Raw genomic sequence first — 20,080 nt, forward strand, 5'->3', positions numbered from 1 at the left:
ATTGTGTGCTCGGTATATGGGGTAACGATGAAAAAAATCCAAGGGGCAAAGTTAAAATTTCTTAATTTGCGCTTAAGCCAAAGCAGTTAATTTCGTGCTTACTGAAATAAAGCTGCACTGGCGCTGGTCTGTGCCACTGTGCTGCTGGTCGCATTCAGCAAGCCAGAGCGCGGCTATCGCCGTATACCGCTGCCATGCTAATGTAACGTCAGCCCCCCACGGTGGCGTTTATGAGGAAGTATAAGCTGATGTTTAAAGTGTTTTTGATGCCATTGTTACTCTGTTTAAGTGTGCTGGCGCCAACGCTGCAAGCGCAACAAAACGCAGTGCTGGACAGTTTACTGAAACCTGATGATCAATTTTTACCGGTCGAACAAGCCTTTGTGTTTGATTTTGTTCAGCAAAAAGACGAGCTCGTTGTCAGCTGGACCATCGCCGATGGCTACTATTTATATAAAGATAAAATTAAGTTAGGCGGCGTAGCGGTCAGTTTTTCTCATCCCAGCTATCCGGCCAGTATGACGATAGAAGATGAGTTTTTCGGCGTGACCGACGTCTACTTTCATCAGCTGACACTGCGCATTCCACTGACTGATGTCAGCGAAGACGCGGTATTTAAACTTCAGTATATGGGCTGCGCCGAAGCCGGGCTTTGCTACCCACCGGTAACCAAAGAGCTGCCATTAGTGGCGCTAAGTGCTGCATCGGGCGGCAGCACAAACAGTGCAGACAGCAGCACCACCCCGGCAAGCACACCGGTTTCCAGCCAGAATACGCTGGCAGAAAAACTCAGTGATGGCGCAAGTTTAGCTACCCTGGCCGGTTTCTTTTTACTCGGTTTAGGCCTGGCCTTTACGCCCTGCGTATTCCCGATGTACCCGATTTTAACCAGCATTATTGTTGGTCAGGGTAAGCAGTTATCCAATAAACGTGCTTTTACGCTGTCGTTTTCTTATGTGCAGGGCATGGCCATTACTTATTCGTTGCTGGGTTTAGTGGTTGCCAGTTTGGGCGTTAAATTTCAGGGCTATATGCAGCACCCGGCGGTGTTGATCGTTGCCAGCATTATTTTTGTGCTGCTGGCGCTGGCAATGTTTGGTGTGTTTAACTTAAGCCTGCCGTCTAGCTGGCAGGAAAAAATCAGTAACGTCAGTAATAAGCAGCAAGGCGGCTCACATAAAGGCGCCTTTACCATGGGTGCGCTGTCGGGCCTGATTGCTTCGCCCTGCACCACAGCGCCATTATCAGCAGCGCTACTGTATGTCGCACAAAGTGGTGATTTATTGCTGGGCGCCATTACACTTTACATTTTAAGCTTAGGCATGGGCCTGCCGTTGCTGCTGCTGGGTAGCTCCGGTGGGAAACTGCTACCCAAAGCCGGTAACTGGATGAATGCAGTAAAAACCACTTTTGGCTTTTTACTGTTAGCAGTACCGCTGATTTTACTTGAGCGTATGCTGCCATTTGGCTATGTACTGGCAGCGGGTTCGCTGTTGCTGCTGTGCTTTGTTATCTATTTGTACCGCACCCTGTTTAGCCTGCAAAGCGCCACGGCGAAAGCTAGTGTGTTAATTGTCGGCCAGGTACTGTTAATTGGCGCTATTTTACTTAACGTACGCTACTGGTGGCCTGCGCCGGTAGCAAGCGGCGCTGTGGCGACGGCAGGCCAGCAGCAGGGCTTTGAACTGGTGGGCACGCTGGAGGAATTGAAGCAAAAAATTGCTGACAGCGGTCAGCGCTATACCCTGGTGGATCTGTATGCCGACTGGTGTATTGCCTGTAAAGAGTTTGAGCATTTAACCTTTCCTAAACCAGAGGTGCAGGCACAAATGCAAAAGATGCAGCTGATTAAAGTCGATGTCACTAAGATGACGCGTAAAGATCAGGCTTTACTGGAGAACTACCAGGTGCTGGGCCTGCCCACGCTATTGTTTTTCAGCCCACAGGGCGAAGAGCTAAGCAGTGCCCGGGTAACCGGTTTTATGAACGCCACTGAGTTTGCCGCCCACCTGGCCCAACTGCAACAATAACCCTATCCATCCCTTTCAGGGCGGCGCTTTTTGACAGCGCCGCCTACTGCCACCGGCCTTCTGGCTGATAAGACCAGTATTTTGCTGCCATTTGTCACGATTTCACTATAATAAGGCGCTAACGTTAAGCCAATGGCACTGAGTGTGACAGATTTTCGTCAAACAGATGCAATTACCGCTTAGCTTTGGCAAGATAGTGCCGGATCACAACAATTAGCGGGAATAACGCACAAATGGCGGCAACTTATCGGATTTTAGTTCTAAATGGCCCTAACCTGAATATGTTGGGCGTGCGTGAACCAGCAGTGTATGGTGCCGCTACGCTTGATACTATTATTAATGACCTGACGGAACAGGCAGCGGCGAAAAGTGTCGAACTGACGCACTTACAATCGAACGCCGAGCACGAATTGGTAACAGCCATTCAGCAAAGCCTGGGCCAGCAGGATTATATTCTGATTAATCCCGGTGCTTTTACCCATACCAGTGTGGCCATTCGTGATGCCCTGCTGGCGGTGGCCATACCTTTTATTGAAGTGCATTTATCTAATGTACATGCGCGCGAAAGTTTTCGCCGCCACTCGTATTTATCTGATATCGCCAAAGGGGTGATCTGTGGTCTGGGGGCCAAGGGTTATCACTACGCTCTTGATGCGGCGGTAGCAGCGTTACAAACAACCAAACAGTAATAACTAAATCAGGCTAAAAAGACATGGATATTAGAAAGATTAAAAAATTGATCGAGCTGTTAGAAGAGTCAGGCATTTCTGAGCTTGAGATCACTGAAGGTGAAGAGTCAGTGCGCATCAGCCGTAATGGCCCGGCCCAGCACTACGCGCCTATGCAGCACTATGCGCCGGCACCGCAACAACAGGCTCCGGCCGCAGCACCGGCGGCTGCAGCCCCTGCCGCCGAAGCACCAAAAGCCATTAGCGGCCATGTAGTGAAGTCACCTATGGTGGGTTCGTTCTACCGTGCAGCCTCACCTACGGCAAAAGCCTTTGTTGAAGTAGGCCAGAGCGTAAAAGCAGGCGATACCCTGTGTATCGTTGAAGCAATGAAAATGATGAACCAGATCCAGTCTGACAAGGCCGGTGTGGTAAAAGAAATTCTGGTAGAGAACGGCGATGCGGTTGAGTTTGATCAACCTCTGTTCGTGATCGAATAACGCAAAAGGCAGACTGATGCTAGAAAAAGTACTGATTGCCAACCGCGGCGAAATTGCACTGCGCATATTACGCGCCTGCAAAGAGCTGGGCATTAAAACGGTGGCCGTACACTCTACGGTAGACCGTAATTTAAAACATGTGCTGCTGGCCGACGAAACCATTTGTATTGGCCCGGCGCCGTCACCACAAAGCTACTTAAATATCCCGGCGCTGATTGCCGCGGCTGAAGTGACCAATGCCCAGGCGATCCACCCGGGGTACGGTTTCTTAGCCGAGCGCGCTGACTTTGCCCAGCAGGTAGAAGAAAGCGGCCTGGTATTTATTGGCCCACACCCGGAATCTATCCGCTTAATGGGTGACAAGGTATCGGCGATTGAAGCGATGAAAAAGGCCGGTGTACCTTGTGTACCGGGCTCTGACGGCGCGGTTGGCGATGATGCCGACACCAATAAAGCCATTGCCAAACGTATCGGCTACCCGATTATCGTTAAAGCCGCTGGCGGCGGCGGTGGCCGTGGTATGCGCGTGGTGCGCAGCGAAGAAGAACTGGTTAGCTCTATCGAAATGACCAAAGCCGAAGCAAAAGCCGCTTTTGGTAATGACATGGTATACATGGAGAAATTCCTTGAGAACCCTCGTCATATCGAAATTCAGGTATTAGCCGATGGCCAGGGTAATGCGATTCACTTAGGTGAACGTGACTGCTCGATGCAGCGCCGCCACCAGAAAGTGGTCGAAGAAGCACCGGCACCGGGCATTACACCAGAGCTGCGCGCCTTTATCGGTGGCCGCTGCGTGGATGCCTGTAAGGTAATGAACTACCGCGGCGCCGGCACCTTCGAGTTCCTGTTTGAAAACGGCGAGTTCTTCTTTATCGAGATGAACACCCGTATTCAGGTAGAGCATCCGGTAACCGAGATGATCAGCGGCGTTGACCTGATTAAAGAGCAGCTGCGCATCGCCTCGGGCATGCCACTGACCATTAAGCAGGAAGATATCGTTATTCGTGGCCACGCGGTAGAGTGCCGTATTAACGCTGAAGATCCAAAAACCTTCATGCCATCGCCGGGCAAGATCACCCGCTTCCACCCGCCAGGTGGTAACGGTATCCGCTGGGATTCACATATCTATGCCGATTACAGCGTACCGCCAAACTACGATTCAATGGTCGGTAAGCTGATTACTTACGGTGAAACGCGAGATATTGCCATCGCCCGCATGCGTAACGCACTGGACGAATTACTGGTAGAAGGCATAAAAACCAATATCCCGCTGCATAAAGATATTATGCGCGACGCAGGTTTCTGCCAGGGTGGCACCAATATCCACTATCTGGAACATAAGCTGGGCATTAAATAACCCGCTCAGCACCTGTTCCTGCTCTGTGAAAACCGCCGTTATCGGCGGTTTTCTTTTGCGTTAGATATCATCAGCTTTTCAACTTCCCGCTAAATTTTCTGTGACAAAAAGGTTAATTTGCACTAGGTTTAAGCAGCTTTGGCTAGTTATTGTCACGGAGGATATATGACGCTAATGTTTCGCCGCTGCTACAACCGTTATCTGCTGGCTGCTGCACTGTATACCTTCACGTTAGCCGTCAATGCGCAGCCCATGGCGGCGCCAGGTGATAAAACCCACGCCGTGCAACTGAAACTGGCTGCCGTGCCAGACAAGCCCGGGCTGTGGCAAAAGCATGAATTCAGCATTAAAGAAGACAAAGAGCAGCGCTTTTATGTGCGTGGCTTAAACCCGGCCGCCCCCCTGTCAATACAACTGATTAGTGCCGATCCAACATTAGCCGCTACGATTTCGTTGCACCGCTTAAGTTGGATGAAAGCCGAGCATCAGGCCAGTTTGCAAGGTGGTGATTTTAACTATAGCGGTCGCGCTTACGGCGATGTCGGGATCCGTATCAGGCCGCACGCCGATACCAGCAGCAAAGCCACTTTACTGATCTGGCAAGGCGAGCCTGTCGCTAAACCTCTGGTCAGTTTTTATAACCGACCATCCGCCGACACCACACAGCAACAGCGCCCGCATGCTGATAGCAGCGTGCAGTGGTGGCAGCTAGCCGTGGTCGCCTTACTGGCAAGTATCGCTTTTTTACTCTTTAGGCACCTCAAAAAACCTGCCGCTAATGCGGTGCTCGCCGCCGCGTTGGTATCGGCAATGCTCGTTGTGGCCAGCCCACCGCTCAGTGCGCAAGATAAGGATAAAGAAAAACCTAAACCCGCCGCAACGGCGCAGCCGGCACCCGACCCATACGAGATACCAGCAGATGCCAAACCCGCGGCAACCGAGCCGATGGATAAAAACAAAGCCGCCAGCGCCACTCCGGATGATAAAGATAAAGCGCGTGTTACCGACAACGCTGGCAGTGCGCCAAAAGATGATGTAGCAGCTGTTCCGAAAGACAATACTGACGCTGACAGTAAACCGGACACGGCTGTCGATGCTTCATCTGAGCCAGCGGCAGAGTATAGCGACCGCTTGGCACAAGCCGAGCAACGTATTGCTGATTTGGCACAGCAAGTTGATAATAACCGCGCTGAACTGGAGCGGCTGCAGTATTTGCTGGAACAGGACAGGCAAAACGAGCCCGATGCCGACAACTTCCCTGCCCTTGCGCTTAGCTGTAAACCGCCACAGATTGATGGCGATGGTCTGATCCGCGATGGCGATGCGCAGTGGGAAAACTTCGAGCGCTGCCAGCAATGCTATGCGCAGCCGCTACAAGATCTGGAAAACCAGCTGTTGCTGTATGAGAAGCTACGCGTGTATTACCGCAGCACCAAAGACTACGTCAATAATGTTATTACGCTGGGCGACAAGGCCCCAAAACCTCACAGCCTGATAGAAAATACCTGGGCAGCACAAAAGTACGCAATTAATCAAACATTTAGTAAAACCAAACAAGCGTATGACAATAAATTACCTGAATTGAACAATAAACTCAGCAGCATTTTAGACCGCATCGGCCAGTGCGAAACCAACTTTAACGACAACCCAATGTGGCGCCAGACCAGCGGTTTATTTTTTTATAATACTATGGCCATCAGCTATAAAAGGAGCGACTAATGCCGCTTAAGTATACCGCGTTATTGCTGTTGCTACCTTGCGCTGTCATAGCCGGGCAAGCAGACAATACCCCCCCGCCAAAGCCACACCCGCTAAAAGCGTCAACCCAGCGCCTGATTGATGTAACACCCGGCGCCAAGCAGGCTTTGTCACTTGCAGCAGAGGGTGACATAACACCGTTAACTACTGCGGAATTAGAGCAGCTGATTATTGATGCTGGTGGCAGCCTGACTAAGCATGGCCGTAACTTTGCCGACGAGCTGGAACAAACCGGTGCCACCGGGCAATTTAGCGCTGAAGAAATAGCACAAATGGTGGCGCAAACCGCTAAAGGCAAAGTTAACGCCGGCCATATCCGCAAAATACTGCAGCAACGTGAAGCCGCACAGCAGCCCAGCCTGGTGGGTGGTCGCCAGTCCGATGACTGCCCCGGCCTGGTGTATGGCGCTGGCAAACGGGAAATCTGTTTACCGCTGGCCGAGCTGTCGTTTGCCGACCGGGTCGTGGCTTTTACGCCGGGCGAAAAGCCATCAAAAGTGCCGTTCAATAACCCCGCTAAAGCGTTGGGCGAACCGGATTACCGCGCTACGCAATCCCCGGATTTTATCTCGATTGGCTGTGATGGCGAGTTGCTAGTACAGTTTACCGACAATGTACTGGTTGATGTCGCCGGGCCGGATTTATACATTTTTGAAGTCGGCCCCTTTGTCGAGAAAACCGAACTGGCGATCTCGCAGGATGGCAGCAGTTGGCTGGAGGTAGGCGTAATTGAAGGCGCACGCTCTGATGTTGATATTAACGGTTTGGTGGCAGCAGGCGAGCACTACAATTATGTGCGGTTGCGTAACGCCGGTAAAAGCTGTGGTGGCATGCACAGTGGCGCCGATATTGATGCGATAGCCGCTGTTGGTGCCGAGATCCGCTTATCGCTGGATAGCGCCTTGCTATTTGATGTCGGTAAATACCAGCTAAAACCCGAAGCCAAAACGGCGCTGGATGAACTATTGGCCAAAGTTGCCGCTTATGGCCCCGATATCCGCGTGACGGTAGAGGGCCATACCGACAGCACTGGCTCGGATAGCGATAACAAGTTACTGTCCGAGCAACGCGCTATGTCCGTTTGGCAGTATCTGGCGCCAGGGTTAACGCTGTCAGCGCAGCAGGTCAGTATAAAAGGCTATGGCGAAAGCCGGCCGGTGGCCAGCAATGATGACGAAGAAGGCCGGGCATTGAATCGCCGGGTCGATTTACTGATAAAACCGGGTAGCCGGTTAAAACGCTAACAGGAGAGCGCCATGCGACTGCGCGCCATCTTAATCAGCACTGCGTTGCTGTGCACTGCACCACTGCAAGCCGAAGAACCGGTATCAGGTTTTAACTGGGCTAACTGGGCAAAAGCGCTGAATGAATCCCCCTGCAACTGGTTTAACACTGAACAATGGCAGCAACTGCTTAAGACGGACTATCAGGCGCAGGCGAGCAACAGCAAAGAGGCAACCCGTTGTAAATTTACTAATAATGCGCAAACGCCACTTTTAACGATCAGTATTCGCAGTATGGCCAACGCCGCTGCAGTCAATGCCGAGCGAGATGGCATGTTGGCGCAAATCAACCAATATGGCAGTGGCCGTTTTGAACAACTACCAACAAGCCAACAGGCGGTAACCGCTATTTTGCGCAAAGATAAGCTGCAGCTGTTTATCTTTGCCAACAACAATAATGAAACAGCCTTTATCTTACTCAGTGGCCACCCGATAAGAACTGATTCTGCTGAGCAAAAAACGCTGCGTAAAACCAGGTTAACGCAAACGGCTGAGCAAATTTTTAGCCACTTTGGTTTTTAGCGCCGTTTACGCCACGGCTGCACGAATACTGAATTTCAGGTAAACTGCGACGAATTTTTCTGTATACCTGTACTGAGACTGATTATGCCCTGGATCCAACTGCGTGTTAGCACCACTGAAGAAAAAGCCGAACAAGTCAGCGATATGCTAATGGGCTGGGGTGCGCAAGCGGTGAGCTTTCTGGACGCACATGACACCCCCATTTACGAGCCGATGCCGGGTGAAGTGCTGTACTGGGCCAACACCGTCGTCGTTGGTCTGTTTGATGCTGAGCATCCAATGGACAAGGTACTAAAGCAGCTGCATCAGGTATCGTTTTTTAAAGGACAGCCAGATTACAAACTGGAGCAACTGGAAGATAAAGACTGGGAACGCGAGTGGATGGATAACTTCCACCCGATTAAGTTTGGAAAGCGTTTGTGGGTGTGCCCGAGCTGGCGTGAGATACCTGACCCTGCAGCAGTAAACGTAATGCTGGACCCGGGCCTAGCCTTTGGTACCGGCACCCACCCAACGACGGCACTTTGTATGCAATGGCTGGATGCCACTATACAACCCGATCAAACCGTGGTCGATTTTGGCTGCGGCTCCGGCATTTTGGGCATAGCGGCGTTAAAACTGGGGGCCAAACGAGTGATTGGTGTCGATATCGACCCGCAAGCAATAGAAGCCAGCACCGCCAATGCCAAACGAAATAGTGTCGAAGGTCAGATAGAGCTGTATCTGCCCAAAGATCAGCCGAAAGATTTTCAGGCCGATGTGGTCGTTGCCAACATTCTGGCCGGCCCGCTGGCCGAGTTGAAAGCGATTATCAGTGCTTACGTTAAACCGGGTGGCGTGCTGGCGCTGTCGGGCATTTTACAAAGTCAGGCACAAAGTGTGATAGAGGCCTACAGCGACGAATTCAGTTTTGACCCGATCGCTGTGCAGGATGAATGGGTGCGTTTAAGCGGCCGCAAAACACAATAAATTATTGTCGTCGGGCGGAACGTTTTTTTTTCTGTTGGTACATTTCAGCGTCGGCACGTTTTAGTATTTCACTCATTTGCTCGCCCGGCGCCGCCACCACTAGCCCCACGCTGGCGCCCTGGTAATGCAGCATGGTATCGGCAATATCAAAATTGCCTCTGGTGCTATCAAAGATCTGCTCGCGCAACGCCCTGGCTGCATGGCTGATATCATTGCCTGTTATTAAGCCAAAAATAACAAACTCATCACCACCAATACGACTGATAAAATCACCCTCACGCCGCTCTTGCTGTAAGCTGGCGCTGATGGCCAGTAAAAACCGGTCGCCGGCATCATGACCGTATTGATCATTAATGCGTTTAAAATCATCAAGGTCGATATAAGCAACAAACACAGCACTGCCGTTGCGCTGACCATTGGCCAGCATACGTTGTAACTCGCTCTCCAGTGCCCGCCGGTTACCCAGCCCCGTCAACGGATCGGTTAAAGCCACATTGCGAAACTGGCGGTTTTCCTGGGCCAGTTGCTGCAGTAATTGTTCGCGTTCAACCTGCATGGCGATAAGGCGGCTAATCAGTTGCAGTAAGGTCGCACTACCGGCCGATACCACAGTTTTTTCTGTGCTGGCCGCACAGACAGTGCCGTATAGCAGTCCGTCTGACAGCTGCACCGGCGCGCTAATGTAAGTGCTGATACCTAACTCTGCTGCGGCGGCGGAATCGCCCCAACATGCGCTAACGTCGCTGGTAACAAACTGTTGTTGCTCTAATGCTCTTTTGCATAGTGTATCGTTCCAGTCCACCGTCAGGCCCTCATTCAGCTGCAGCTGGCCGGTGTTTAGTGAATACACTATGTGCTGTACACCTTTGTTTAAATCTATGCGGGTAAAATACGCCGACTCCAGACCGGTAGACTGCTGTAATAACTGAATTAATGCCCTAACCTGTTGTTCAAGACCGTCACCGTCTATTGACTGACTGAGCTCTTTCAGGATGTCGTCCATAAGTGCCTAGTTACCATTTGGGTTGTGTTTTAAAACTAACATCACTTTACCCAGCAGGCAAATCTCCGCCGCATTCTGGTGCTGATAACACACAAACCAGCACATGCCTACACCACAGCCAACTTAACATCACAGTGCAGCGAAAAAGCGCGCACTGCGAGGTAAATAATAGTTATCGTAATCCAGCGAAAATAACACTGTACTGGCGCGGCCGGTAATTTCGCTGCGCGGCACAAAACCAATCACCCTTGAGTCAGCGCTGTTATCACGGTTGTCGCCCAATACCAGATAATGGCCTGGCGGAACTTTAACCGCACTAAAGCTGTCTCGGCCACTGGAATAAGGCGCTAACTTAACTTTATGCGCTATCGCATCTAATTGCTCGGTCAGCAGTTGCGCTTCTCCCGCTCCAGCGGTGTCGGCCTGATAAGTTAAGCGCTCACCATTAATTGTCAGCACATTATGTTGCATCTCGACGATATCGCCCGGTACCCCTATAACGCGTTTTACCAGCCGGTTATCTGCCACCTGCGACATAAAAGTGACAATATCGCCGCGCTTAGGATCGGCATGCTTAATCAGTGACATTGTGGTAAACGGCAGGCGCAAGTCGTAAGCCATTTTATTTACCAGAATACGGTCGCCAATTTCGATGGTAGGCTGCATGGAACCCGTCGGCACGTCGTTCCAGTCGGCTACTGCACTTCTGAACACGAACATTAAACAGACGAACACGATAAAACCGCGGTTACTGCGCCACAATTGTAATACTTTAGCCATAACTTACTCCGTTAAGTAACTGCCGGTTATGACCATAGGGGTTGCCCAGAGTTCTTATCTGACGCAAATTTAGCCGCGACACACCACTGCGGCTATAAGCCGGCAAACTGAAACGGCGCCGCTTTTTTAAACTGCTTAACAGTATTGCCTGCATAAGTCTGGTTGTTATCCAATGCCAGCTTGCGCACTGGCTGGCCGGGACGAAAATCAGCCTGGCTCAGCTCTACCCAAAAAGTATTGGGCGTAAGGGCGGTTTCAAAGTAGTAACGCAGTGACTTATGATCAGCCACCGAGCGCCAGCGGGTGGAAGAGATATTCGGCTCGGTGGGTGATGAAATACCAAAAGGCACTGAGGTATTGCGAATTACGCTAAACACACTGGCGGCAGCCAGTACAGGATCACTGGTTTGGGGTATTGCATCCAGGTAAAACGAAGCTCGCACAAAGCGGTCGGCCGCGCGGTTAGTGCCGGGCAACATGGTCGTGCCCCCCAGCGCTTGCCAGTATTCGTTTATCGCCAACTGTTTTTCAAATACCGGCGAGTTGGTCATTACGGTATATGACGGGTCATGGTGGATCACTAATTTACCGTCAATATATTCAAACACCGCGTTATCCCCACTGGCGTCAGACAAGGACAAATGCACCGTAGTAAAGCGGTCGGTGCCCGGAATTGTCGATGACACCACGACAAAGGGTTCTGCCTGCATTGCCGCTACAGCCTCGGCCACGCTGGCAAAGTTGTCCAGCATATACTGCACCCAGGCGGCAACACTGAGCCCGGCTTGTTTGCCGTCATACGCGGGATAGCGCGATTCCACCAGCCAGAGTAAATTCGCCACCAGGCCTTTTTCATTCATGCCATCGGCACTGGCGATATCAAAAGCGCTGGCAACCACGCTGCCGTATTTCGATGTCCAGCGCACAGAGTTAGCACCCACCTCGCCCTGGCGCTGCATACCACGCGGAAACAGCCACAGGTTTACCGGTATATCATCACGCCAGTCCATCGAGCGCGCGGTAAGAATAAGGTTGTCCTGGCCTTTATACACCGCCCGGGTGCAGGCGTCTGCAACTGGCGTAGCCGCCAGAGTGAATAAAGCACTTAGCAGCAGTATCACAGTTTTCATTAGCGGTTACCTACACAGTTATTAACGTAATCAAACCAGCCTAACGTATTGCTTTAATTTTGCTCGCATAAGGCTTTAAGTTTTTGCAGCGCCTTAGGCCAGCTATCCTGCATATACTGCTCATATTCTGGCGCTATTTCCTGCTCAATACTCAGCTCGGTACCGCCATCGACTTGGCGAAAACGGTAGTTTTCAAACGCTGGCGCCCAGCTGGTCACCTTGTCGCTAGTAAAATCATCGACACCGGCAACGATAAAGCCCAGGTGTTTAATCGACAGACATTCCAGTGGGATATGCTCGGCAATAGTGGCCACCATGCCATCACCGGACGGCGATAAAAACCGCATCGTCTCACCCTGCTGCCAACTACCTTTAAAGTAAGACCCCTCACAAAAGGCTGACGTCCATTGCCGGTAACCAACATCAGATAACATGCGCTGCCATACCGTTTGTACCGGCGCGTTAATCACAATACTAAAGTTAAGTTGTTTTACATTACGCATGCTTTGTCCTCTTTGATCAGCGCTATTTGGCCAATCTGGCCGCTAAATTCAGGCATAAGGTAACTCCGTCAAAGCTGTTGAAGCTTAACTTTAGCATTAACTGCATTGCAGATTAGGTGTTTTTAGCTGAACTATCGGTGGTAGTTCTACCTATAGTGGCGAAGCTGCCGTTGACGTTATGGCCGGCGCGGGCGAGGGGGATCCGCCACTATCGGGTAGACCTCGTATCGCACAAACATGCGCCGGCTGTAACTGTTATGCGGTTCATAGCGCACTATCTGCACTTTTGCTACGTTGTTATCCGACGTTTTGATGGCAAAAATATAGCCCGGGCCAGGGGCCGCCGTCGGGTGCGAGCGATATAACCAGCCTCCGGTTTGAAATGTTGCATCACGAACATCCCGATATCCAACTAAACTGAATTCTGTCACTCCCAAGTGTGCCCATTGCACATTAGTATTTGCTCGTAAACCCTCCCACTTTGTGCCGACAGCCCGCTGCTTGCCTGCCTCCTCACGATATATCAGCTCCAGGTCAGATTTTAGATCCCAATCGCTACCGGTAAGTGACATTGCCACCAGTCCCACATCGAGGTCGATATACCACCCAAGAAGCATCTCGGTCTGCTTATTTTGGCCAATAACGGCAGGTGTAAAAGCATCCCACGTGGCAATCGCTTGTTGATAGCGTGTTTCGGCCGCTGCACGTTTAGCGTCCAGATACTCTAACAAGGCTACCGCGCCGCCAGCGGCGCCAATCAGTGCAATAACCGCCCCCACACTCCATTTAAGCCAACTGGCTTTTTTGCTGTCGGAAATCATCTGTATATGGCCTTCGCTGTCGCTTGGTTAACGGCAAGCAAATAGACTGAGTATTGTTAGTCTAGCAGTTAAACTCAGGCGAAGACTTAGCCCAAAGTTATGTGGTGGATGGGGCCGCATCTCTTAGCATGCTGTAATCAATGCGTAATCTGGTCAATTTAATAATATTTGGATTTACCTGAGTTTTTTCCTATGGAATATCTGGTGGCTTTGGCCGTGTTTAGCTGTATATTTCTGTACGAATTGATTCGTTTAAAGGTATCTGCAAACACATGACGCCATGGCTCGCTTTGTTATTAGTTACAGCCCAACCTTCCGCTACTGGCTTTACTGAACATGGTAAGGCCTTTGTCACCCTGCTAACCTGCGCCGAGTATACTATCGGGTTTACGGATCTGGAAAAGCAGCGGCTGATGAACTTGGCGTTTGATCTGTCTGATGGCGCCAAAGCACTGGCCAGCGAGGATGATCTGAGTTTTGTCATTGGCATGACAGAGCAACAAGAGCTGCTGGCAGAGCAAGCGTCTACAGTACCTAGCCATATTTACAACAGCTTAAATGCGCAGGTCTCAGCTTATCTGGACAAAGCATCTTGCAAGGCAACTGAGCAAAGCGCGCAGGCTTTGCTGGACGCGCTGAAACAACGACTGCCGGAGTAGTGTTTGGTTATAATCAACGCTCAGAATAGCGTAGCGCCCTTTATGCCGGGCGCTTGATAAGACGATTGTGGTACAGATCTTCAACCGGAAAAATCATCGTATAATCATCCCAGTTCAGGTTTCCATCTGCCAGCTTGTAGGCCAGAAAGTTGTCCAACTTTTTATACGGCTCGTAATCCGGATGACCAACGCAGAAGATAAAGGGTGCAAAGTCGACAACAGCGTTGTGACCATCGCTAAAGCTGATGTCCAGAATATGTCCCGTTATATGCTGTGCATTAACTACCGTTAGTGCGGACATTTTTCACCTTTTGTGGAATAAGTTGTGGGCTAATGTGCTTTTTACTGAGCGAAATAAAAAACCGGGTGGTGCTGCACATCAACCCGGTTTTATTAAGCATTCAGCGCTCAACACTTACAACTAAATACTTACTCTTTTACCACATCAATAAAGTACTTCACTTCACCGTCTACCAGTTCGCGTACCAGGCCGTGCACGTCGGTTTCAAAGCCCGGGAAGGCGCTGTTGAACGCGCGGGTAAACTGCAGGTAGTTAATAATGGTTTTGTTAAAGCGCTCGCCCGGTACCATCAACGGTATGCCCGGCGGATACGGCGTGACCAGCATGGCAGTAACCCGGCCTTCGATTTCATCAATAGAAACCCGCTCTATCTCGCGGTGTGCCATTTTGGCCCAGGCATCGGCCGGTGTCATAGCCGTTTCAATATGCGACAGGTACATCTCAGTGGTCACTTTGGCCACGTCGTACTTGCGGTACATATTGTGAATTTGCTGGCATAAATCGCGCAGGCCGACTTTTTCATAGCGCGGCTGCTTTTTGGCGAATTCCGGCATCACGCGCCACATTGGCAGGTTTTGGTCGTAGTCGTCTTTAAATTGCTGCAGCTCGGTCACCATGGAGTTCCAGCGGCCTTTGGTGATACCGATGGTAAACATAATAAAGAACGAGTACAGGCCGGTTTTTTCGATAATAATACCGTGTTCAGCCAGGTACTTGCTGACAATAGCCGCCGGTATACCCTGCTCATCAAACTGACCGTGCAGGTTTAAACCCGGTGTAATAATAGTGGCTTTAATCGGGTCGAGAATATTAAAACCCGACTCTATCGCGCCAAAACCGTGCCAGCTGTCTTTGGCATGCAGTGTCCAGTTATCGCGACTGCCTAAGCCTTCTTCCGGTAACTCGTCCGGGCCCCAGACACGGAACCACCAGTCATCGTCACCAAATTCGGCATCCACTTTGCGCATCGCCCGGCGAAAATCGATGGCCTCCAGCAAGCTTTCTTCTACCAGCGCGGTACCGCCGGGTGGCTCCATCATGGCCGCAGCCACGTCACAGCTGGCAATAATGGCGTATTGCGGGCTGGTCGAGCTGTGCATCAGGTAAGATTCGTTAAAGCGGTGTGTATCCAGGCTACGTTTTTCGGCATTTTGTACCAAAATTTGCGATGCCTGCGATAAGCCGGCCAGCAACTTGTGGGTAGACTGGGTGGCAAACACCAGCGTGTCTTCTGAGCGTGGCCGGTCTTTGCCGATGGCATGCATATTCTGGTAGAAATCATGGAAGCTGGCGTGTGGTAACCAGGCTTCGTCAAAATGCAGCGTATCGATACTTGAGCCCAATTCCTGCTTAATCTCTTCCACGTTATACAAGATACCGTCGTAGGTACTTTGCGTAATGGTTAAAATACGCGGCTTTTTGTTCTTGGCATTACGGGCAAAGGGGTTGGCCGCTATTTTCTTTGCAATTGCCTCGGGTGAAAACTCACTTTTCGGGATCGGGCCGATAATGCCGTAATGGTTACGGGTCGGCATTAAGAACACCGGTATCGCGCCGGTCATAATAATCGAGTGTAAAATCGATTTATGGCAGTTACGGTCAACCACCACAATATCGCCCGGTGCCACTACCGAGTGCCACACCATCTTGTTCGACGTAGAGGTACCGTTGGTCACAAAAAATAAATGGTCGCAGCTGAAAATGCGTGCCGCATTTTGCTCGCTTTGCGCCACCGGGCCTGTGTGGTCCAGCAGCTGGCCTAACTCGTCTACCGCGTTACAGACATCGGCACGCAGCATGTTTTCGCCGAAAAACTGGTGAAACATCTGACCAACCGGGCTTTTTAAAAATGCCACGCCACCAGAGTGGCCCGGACAGTGCCAGGAGTAAGAGCCGTCAGAGGCGTAATCCATCAAGGCGTTAAAAAACGGTGGCGCTAACGCATCCAGGTACTTTTTCGCTTCGCGGATAATATGTTTGGCGACAAATTCCGGTGTATCTTCAAACATATGAATAAAGCCGTGCAGCTCGCGCAGCACGTCATTTGGCACATGGCGGGTGGTGCGGGTTTCGCCGTATAAAAAAATCGGAATATCGGCATTACGTTTACGCACTTCTTTAATAAAGGTGCGTAGCTCACCCAGTGCCTGAGCCACTTCTTCGGCGCTGCCACTACCGAACTCTTCATCATCAATCGATAAAATAAAGCACGATGCCCGGCTGGCCTGCTGGGCAAAGGCGCTTAAATCGACATAGCTGGTATAACCGACCACCTCAAAACCATGGCTGCTAATCGCCTGCGCCAGATCGCGAATGCCGGAGCCGGAGATATTCTCTGAGCGAAAATCTTCATCGATAACAATAACCGGGAAGCGAAAGTTCATGCCTGTATCCTTATTGATCCAGCTTTTTACGGGCTTTCATCAGCCGCTCGCGCTTATATTTCTGCAGCGGCGTTTCAGTGTTCTTTTTCGTTGGTGCAAAGGGGTTGTCGCCTTCACGGAACTCAACCCGGATAGGCGTGCCCATCATTTGCAGCGCTTTGCGGTAATAATTCATCAAATAGCGCTTATACGAATCGGGCAGATCGTCCACCTGATTACCGTGGATCACAATTAGCGGCGGGTTATAACCGCCGGCATGGGCATACTTAAGTTTTACCCGGCGACCATGCACCAGTGGCGGCTGGTGATCTTCTTGTGCCATTTTCATAATACGGGTTAACAACGCTGTACTGTGGCGTTTGGTGGCAGAATCAAAAGCTTCTTCGACCGACTCAAATAAATTGCCGACACCGGAGCCATGCAAGGCAGAGATAAAATGCAGCCGGGCAAAGTCGATAAAGCCCAGGCGACGGTCCAGCTCGCGTTTTACTTCATCTTTAATGCTGTCGTTTAAGCCATCCCATTTATTGACGGCGATAACCAGTGAGCGGCCGGCATTGAGTACAAAGCCTAAGATGCTTAAGTCCTGGTCAGAAATGCCTAAACGCGCATCCAGCACCAGGATCACCACGTTGGCATCTTCAATCGCCTGCAGAGTTTTTACTACCGAGAACTTTTCCACCATATCATCAATTTTGCCGCGCCGGCGCACACCGGCGGTATCGATGAGGGTGTAATCGCGCTCATTACGCTGCATCGGAATATAAATAGCGTCACGGGTGGTGCCGGGCATATCAAACACCACTACCCGCTCTTCGCCGAGAATACGGTTGGTCAGCGTCGATTTACCGACGTTAGGCCGGCCAACAATCGCCAGCTTAATATGTTCATTGCGCAGCCGCGCGGCTTCAGCTTCAGCCTCAGCGTCGGTCAGGGTTTCCAGATCCGGTGTATCATCGTCTGCCGGCTCAGCCTGTAAAGCCTGTTGCTGTTCTTCGCTAAGCAAAGGGACTAAAGCGCGGTTTAGCAGCGCCGACACGCCGCGGCCGTGGGCCGCAGCAATAGCGTACACATCGCCCAAGCCCAGGCTGTAAAAATCGGCAACGGCGGTATCTGCGTCCAGACCGTCGGTCTTGTTGGCTACTACAAACACTTTTTTCTCAACTTTGCGGATATGCGCCGCTATGGCTTCATCACCCACGGTCGCGCCAACCCGGGCGTCCACCATAAACAGCACCACGTCGGCCTCGTCTATGGCTTTGAGTGACTGTTCGGCCATTTCCACTTCAATGCCCTGTTCGTTGCCATCGATACCGCCGGTATCGACCACAATAAACTCCAGCCCTTCGTATTTCACCGTGCCGTATTTACGGTCGCGGGTTAACCCGGGGAAATCTGCTACCAGCGCATCACGGCTGCGGGTTAAGCGGTTAAAAAGTGTCGACTTACCGACATTGGCTCGCCCTACCAGGGCAACGACAGGCAACATTAGGTGCACCTCAAAAATAACAAAACAGGCCCAATTCAGGCCTGTTTAAAAAACTTCAACCGCCGTTAACGGTTTAAGGCGTTTGTAATAAGACTAGTTCACCATTGCGGCTTTGCACCAGCAGATAACTGCCGTCGCTAACCGCTTCAGTGTAAAAACCTGAGCTATCCATACTCTGACGGGCAACAAAGTCGCCGCTGTTGCGATCTAACCAATGCAAATTGCCTTTGTTATCGCCCACCACCAGATAATTTTTATATACCGTAGGGCCAGTCAAATAGTGCTTGTTAAGCCCAAACTGTGACCATTTCTCGGTACCGCTACGCACATCCAGTGCATAAATACGGCCTTCAGAATCGACCAGGTACAAGGTATCACCCTGCAACGCCATATCACGGAAGCTGGCATATTCGCGCTTCCAGATCTGCCGGCCACTGCGCAGCTCTTGCGCCACTAAGGCACCATTATAACCAATACTGTACAACACACCGCCCTGCACTATCGGCTTGGCATCAATATCAGCCAGACGGGATAAATCAGTGCTACCCATAGGTACCGCAACCTGCTCTTCCCACGCCTGATAACCACGCTCGGCAATTAATACGCCGACATGACCACTACCAGAGCCGTAGATCACGCCGCCGCCTTCAATGATCGGTGCACTGACACCGCGCAGCGTTAATGCCGGCTGCTCGCTCTCGAACTTCCAGCGTTGCTCACCGGTATCCGGATGCAAGGCCACCAAAGTACCGGCACCGGTTGCCACAACGACTAACCCTTCACCGGCTGCCGGTGCCGCCAGTACTTCACCTTTAACTTCAACCCGCCACACCAGTTTGCCGTCAGTTGACAGGGCGACCATATCGCCGTTCTCAGTGCCGAAGTATAGCTTGTCATAACCGTAACTTAAGCCACCGGAAATACGGGCATTGTCGCCCGACCACACTTCGCTGATACTTTGCCAAACCGAGCCACCATCTGGCTTGCGTAAATCAAATTGCCACTTGCGCTTGCCCGATGCCAATTCAAACGCAGCCACTAAACCTTCGCGGCTGGCGGCATACACAGTGTCGTTAACAATAATAGGGGTCAGGCTGGATTCATAATGTTGCACCCCTGAACCAACACTGCTACTCCACACTGTGTCCGGGTCTATGCTGTTGGTGACCGGCGGCAACACCAGTTTTTCTTTACTGGAACAGCCTGCCAGCACTAAGGCTGCCAGCAGTAATGCCTGTTTAACCTGTAATTTCACGCTTACCTCTTTACACTGCAGTGACGTGGGCCAGTTCATCCAGCTTAATTTGCAGCAATTGCTTATTTTGCCCTGCACTGTCCAACGCCTGCTGATAGGCGGCTTTAGCGTCTGCCGGTTTATCTGACTGCAGCAAAATATCGCCTTTTAATTCGGCCTGAATAGCAGCGAAACTCTCTGGCATCGGCTTTGCCAATGTGCTCAGGGCGGCATCCAGATTACCCTGCTCACGCTGTACCCGCGCCAGCCGTAATTGCGTTACCGCTAATAGCTCAGGCTGTTTGCTGTGGCTCAATACCCAGTTCAGTTGCTCCGCTGCCTTATCGTACTGCTGTAAGGCTATCGCATCTTTTGCCGCCAACAAGGCCGCCAGTACTGTGTAATTATCGCCGTTAGATGCTGCAATAAAACCCTGCGCCTGCGCCAGCCAATCGTCACTGGGCGCTGCGGCATCACGTTGTTCAACTAACTGGCTAAATTTGACGGATGCGGCTTCAGCGGCACCACGTTGTTCTGCCTGATAAAAACGAAAACCGTACAACGCCGCCAAACCCAACACCACACCACCTAAAATGGCTTTGCCGTATTCATGCCAAAAACGTTTGATGGCTTCTACCTGTTGTTCTTCACTGCTGTAAATTTCCACTACATTACTCCGTTGTACG

General features: G+C 51.1%; 19 protein-coding genes. 9 read left to right on the plus strand and 10 right to left on the minus strand.

All coding sequences use genetic code 11. The features are described 5' to 3' along the window. The first annotated feature begins 230 nt into the window (after nucleotides 1-230). From EYB30_RS11520 to prmA, 8 genes are all read left to right on the plus strand, one after another. Nucleotides 231-2,030, plus strand: a complete 1,800-nt coding sequence (locus EYB30_RS11520; RefSeq protein WP_241698015.1) for a protein-disulfide reductase DsbD — start codon at nucleotides 231-233, stop codon at nucleotides 2,028-2,030. Nucleotides 2,031-2,263: 233 nt separating this feature from the next. Then, nucleotides 2,264-2,719 (plus strand): type II 3-dehydroquinate dehydratase, encoded by a 456-nt coding sequence (gene aroQ / locus EYB30_RS11525; protein ID WP_166839053.1) that lies wholly within the window; start codon nucleotides 2,264-2,266, stop codon nucleotides 2,717-2,719. Nucleotides 2,720-2,742: 23 nt separating this feature from the next. Beyond that, nucleotides 2,743-3,198 carry an acetyl-CoA carboxylase biotin carboxyl carrier protein gene (accB, locus tag EYB30_RS11530; protein WP_166839054.1) on the plus strand — a complete coding sequence of 152 codons (456 nt, stop codon included), beginning with the start codon at nucleotides 2,743-2,745 and terminating at the stop codon, nucleotides 3,196-3,198. 16 nt (nucleotides 3,199-3,214) lie between these two features. After that, nucleotides 3,215-4,558: an acetyl-CoA carboxylase biotin carboxylase subunit gene (accC, locus tag EYB30_RS11535; protein WP_166839055.1), complete on the plus strand. Its 1,344-nt coding sequence runs from the start codon at nucleotides 3,215-3,217 to the stop codon at nucleotides 4,556-4,558. 165 nt (nucleotides 4,559-4,723) lie between these two features. Continuing rightward, nucleotides 4,724-6,277, plus strand: a complete 1,554-nt coding sequence (locus EYB30_RS11540; protein WP_166839056.1) for a hypothetical protein — start codon at nucleotides 4,724-4,726, stop codon at nucleotides 6,275-6,277. Continuing rightward, nucleotides 6,277-7,560 carry an OmpA family protein gene (locus EYB30_RS11545; RefSeq protein ID WP_166839057.1) on the plus strand — a complete coding sequence of 428 codons (1,284 nt, stop codon included), beginning with the start codon at nucleotides 6,277-6,279 and terminating at the stop codon, nucleotides 7,558-7,560. The genes EYB30_RS11540 and EYB30_RS11545 overlap by 1 nt, the downstream gene beginning before the upstream one ends. 12 nt (nucleotides 7,561-7,572) lie before the next feature. Next, on the plus strand, nucleotides 7,573-8,121 hold the full coding sequence (locus tag EYB30_RS11550; protein ID WP_166839058.1) for a hypothetical protein: 549 nt from the start codon (nucleotides 7,573-7,575) through the stop codon (nucleotides 8,119-8,121). 84 nt (nucleotides 8,122-8,205) lie between these two features. After that, nucleotides 8,206-9,090: a 50S ribosomal protein L11 methyltransferase gene (gene prmA, locus EYB30_RS11555; protein WP_166839059.1), complete on the plus strand. Its 885-nt coding sequence runs from the start codon at nucleotides 8,206-8,208 to the stop codon at nucleotides 9,088-9,090. 1 nt (nucleotide 9,091) lies between these two features. Here prmA and EYB30_RS11560 read toward each other — a convergent pair whose 3' ends face one another. The 5 genes from EYB30_RS11560 to EYB30_RS11580 form a co-directional block, all read right to left on the minus strand. Further along, nucleotides 9,092-10,093 (minus strand): sensor domain-containing diguanylate cyclase, encoded by a 1,002-nt coding sequence (locus EYB30_RS11560; RefSeq protein WP_166839060.1) that lies wholly within the window; start codon nucleotides 10,091-10,093, stop codon nucleotides 9,092-9,094. 129 nt (nucleotides 10,094-10,222) lie between these two features. Continuing rightward, a complete protein-coding gene (lepB, locus tag EYB30_RS11565; protein WP_166839061.1) occupies nucleotides 10,223-10,873 on the minus strand; it encodes a signal peptidase I in 651 nt (216 codons plus the stop codon). Between the two features lie 92 nt (nucleotides 10,874-10,965). Further along, nucleotides 10,966-12,003 (minus strand): linear amide C-N hydrolase, encoded by a 1,038-nt coding sequence (locus EYB30_RS11570; RefSeq protein ID WP_166839062.1) that lies wholly within the window; start codon nucleotides 12,001-12,003, stop codon nucleotides 10,966-10,968. Between the two features lie 53 nt (nucleotides 12,004-12,056). Beyond that, on the minus strand, nucleotides 12,057-12,506 hold the full coding sequence (locus EYB30_RS11575) for an SRPBCC family protein (RefSeq protein WP_166839063.1): 450 nt from the start codon (nucleotides 12,504-12,506) through the stop codon (nucleotides 12,057-12,059). Between the two features lie 176 nt (nucleotides 12,507-12,682). Then, nucleotides 12,683-13,327 (minus strand): hypothetical protein, encoded by a 645-nt coding sequence (locus EYB30_RS11580; protein WP_166839064.1) that lies wholly within the window; start codon nucleotides 13,325-13,327, stop codon nucleotides 12,683-12,685. Nucleotides 13,328-13,599: 272 nt separating this feature from the next. On the opposite strand from EYB30_RS11580, the gene EYB30_RS11585 reads away from it, so the two are divergent. Then, nucleotides 13,600-13,986, plus strand: a complete 387-nt coding sequence (locus tag EYB30_RS11585; protein ID WP_166839065.1) for a hypothetical protein — start codon at nucleotides 13,600-13,602, stop codon at nucleotides 13,984-13,986. Nucleotides 13,987-14,026: 40 nt separating this feature from the next. Here the strand turns inward: EYB30_RS11585 and EYB30_RS11590 are convergent, their stop codons facing one another. The 5 genes from EYB30_RS11590 to EYB30_RS11610 all read right to left on the minus strand — a co-directional run bounded on the left by EYB30_RS11590 (nucleotide 14,027) and on the right by EYB30_RS11610 (nucleotide 20,061). Then, nucleotides 14,027-14,287: a DUF2442 domain-containing protein gene (locus EYB30_RS11590; RefSeq protein WP_166839066.1), complete on the minus strand. Its 261-nt coding sequence runs from the start codon at nucleotides 14,285-14,287 to the stop codon at nucleotides 14,027-14,029. Nucleotides 14,288-14,415: 128 nt separating this feature from the next. Further along, nucleotides 14,416-16,671: an arginine/lysine/ornithine decarboxylase gene (locus EYB30_RS11595; protein WP_166839067.1), complete on the minus strand. Its 2,256-nt coding sequence runs from the start codon at nucleotides 16,669-16,671 to the stop codon at nucleotides 14,416-14,418. Between the two features lie 10 nt (nucleotides 16,672-16,681). Further along, nucleotides 16,682-18,160: a ribosome biogenesis GTPase Der gene (gene der, locus EYB30_RS11600; RefSeq protein ID WP_166839068.1), complete on the minus strand. Its 1,479-nt coding sequence runs from the start codon at nucleotides 18,158-18,160 to the stop codon at nucleotides 16,682-16,684. A gap of 73 nt (nucleotides 18,161-18,233) precedes the next feature. Beyond that, a complete protein-coding gene (gene bamB, locus EYB30_RS11605) occupies nucleotides 18,234-19,415 on the minus strand; it encodes an outer membrane protein assembly factor BamB (protein ID WP_166839069.1) in 1,182 nt (393 codons plus the stop codon). A 10-nt stretch (nucleotides 19,416-19,425) separates the two neighbouring features. Continuing rightward, nucleotides 19,426-20,061, minus strand: a complete 636-nt coding sequence (locus EYB30_RS11610) for a YfgM family protein (protein WP_166839070.1) — start codon at nucleotides 20,059-20,061, stop codon at nucleotides 19,426-19,428. Between the last annotated feature and the right edge of the window lie 19 nt (nucleotides 20,062-20,080).

Source organism: Rheinheimera pleomorphica (genome assembly GCF_011634895.1).
GTDB lineage: Bacteria > Pseudomonadota > Gammaproteobacteria > Enterobacterales > Alteromonadaceae > Alishewanella > Alishewanella pleomorphica.

Excerpts from the sequence above, each read along its gene's own strand:
- EYB30_RS11520 (WP_241698015.1), top strand. The coding sequence starts at position 231 with ATGAGGAAGTATAAGCTGATGTTTAAAGTGTTTTTGATGCCATTGTTA.
- aroQ (WP_166839053.1), top strand. The coding sequence starts at position 2,264 with ATGGCGGCAACTTATCGGATTTTAGTTCTAAATGGCCCTAACCTGAAT.
- accB (WP_166839054.1), top strand. The coding sequence starts at position 2,743 with ATGGATATTAGAAAGATTAAAAAATTGATCGAGCTGTTAGAAGAGTCA.
- accC (WP_166839055.1), top strand. The coding sequence starts at position 3,215 with ATGCTAGAAAAAGTACTGATTGCCAACCGCGGCGAAATTGCACTGCGC.
- EYB30_RS11540 (WP_166839056.1), top strand. The coding sequence starts at position 4,724 with ATGACGCTAATGTTTCGCCGCTGCTACAACCGTTATCTGCTGGCTGCT.
- EYB30_RS11545 (WP_166839057.1), top strand. The coding sequence starts at position 6,277 with ATGCCGCTTAAGTATACCGCGTTATTGCTGTTGCTACCTTGCGCTGTC.
- EYB30_RS11550 (WP_166839058.1), top strand. The coding sequence starts at position 7,573 with ATGCGACTGCGCGCCATCTTAATCAGCACTGCGTTGCTGTGCACTGCA.
- prmA (WP_166839059.1), top strand. The coding sequence starts at position 8,206 with ATGCCCTGGATCCAACTGCGTGTTAGCACCACTGAAGAAAAAGCCGAA.
- EYB30_RS11560 (WP_166839060.1), bottom strand. The coding sequence starts at position 10,093 with ATGGACGACATCCTGAAAGAGCTCAGTCAGTCAATAGACGGTGACGGT.
- lepB (WP_166839061.1), bottom strand. The coding sequence starts at position 10,873 with ATGGCTAAAGTATTACAATTGTGGCGCAGTAACCGCGGTTTTATCGTG.
- EYB30_RS11570 (WP_166839062.1), bottom strand. The coding sequence starts at position 12,003 with ATGAAAACTGTGATACTGCTGCTAAGTGCTTTATTCACTCTGGCGGCT.
- EYB30_RS11575 (WP_166839063.1), bottom strand. The coding sequence starts at position 12,506 with ATGCGTAATGTAAAACAACTTAACTTTAGTATTGTGATTAACGCGCCG.
- EYB30_RS11580 (WP_166839064.1), bottom strand. The coding sequence starts at position 13,327 with ATGATTTCCGACAGCAAAAAAGCCAGTTGGCTTAAATGGAGTGTGGGG.
- EYB30_RS11585 (WP_166839065.1), top strand. The coding sequence starts at position 13,600 with ATGACGCCATGGCTCGCTTTGTTATTAGTTACAGCCCAACCTTCCGCT.
- EYB30_RS11590 (WP_166839066.1), bottom strand. The coding sequence starts at position 14,287 with ATGTCCGCACTAACGGTAGTTAATGCACAGCATATAACGGGACATATT.
- EYB30_RS11595 (WP_166839067.1), bottom strand. The coding sequence starts at position 16,671 with ATGAACTTTCGCTTCCCGGTTATTGTTATCGATGAAGATTTTCGCTCA.
- der (WP_166839068.1), bottom strand. The coding sequence starts at position 18,160 with ATGTTGCCTGTCGTTGCCCTGGTAGGGCGAGCCAATGTCGGTAAGTCG.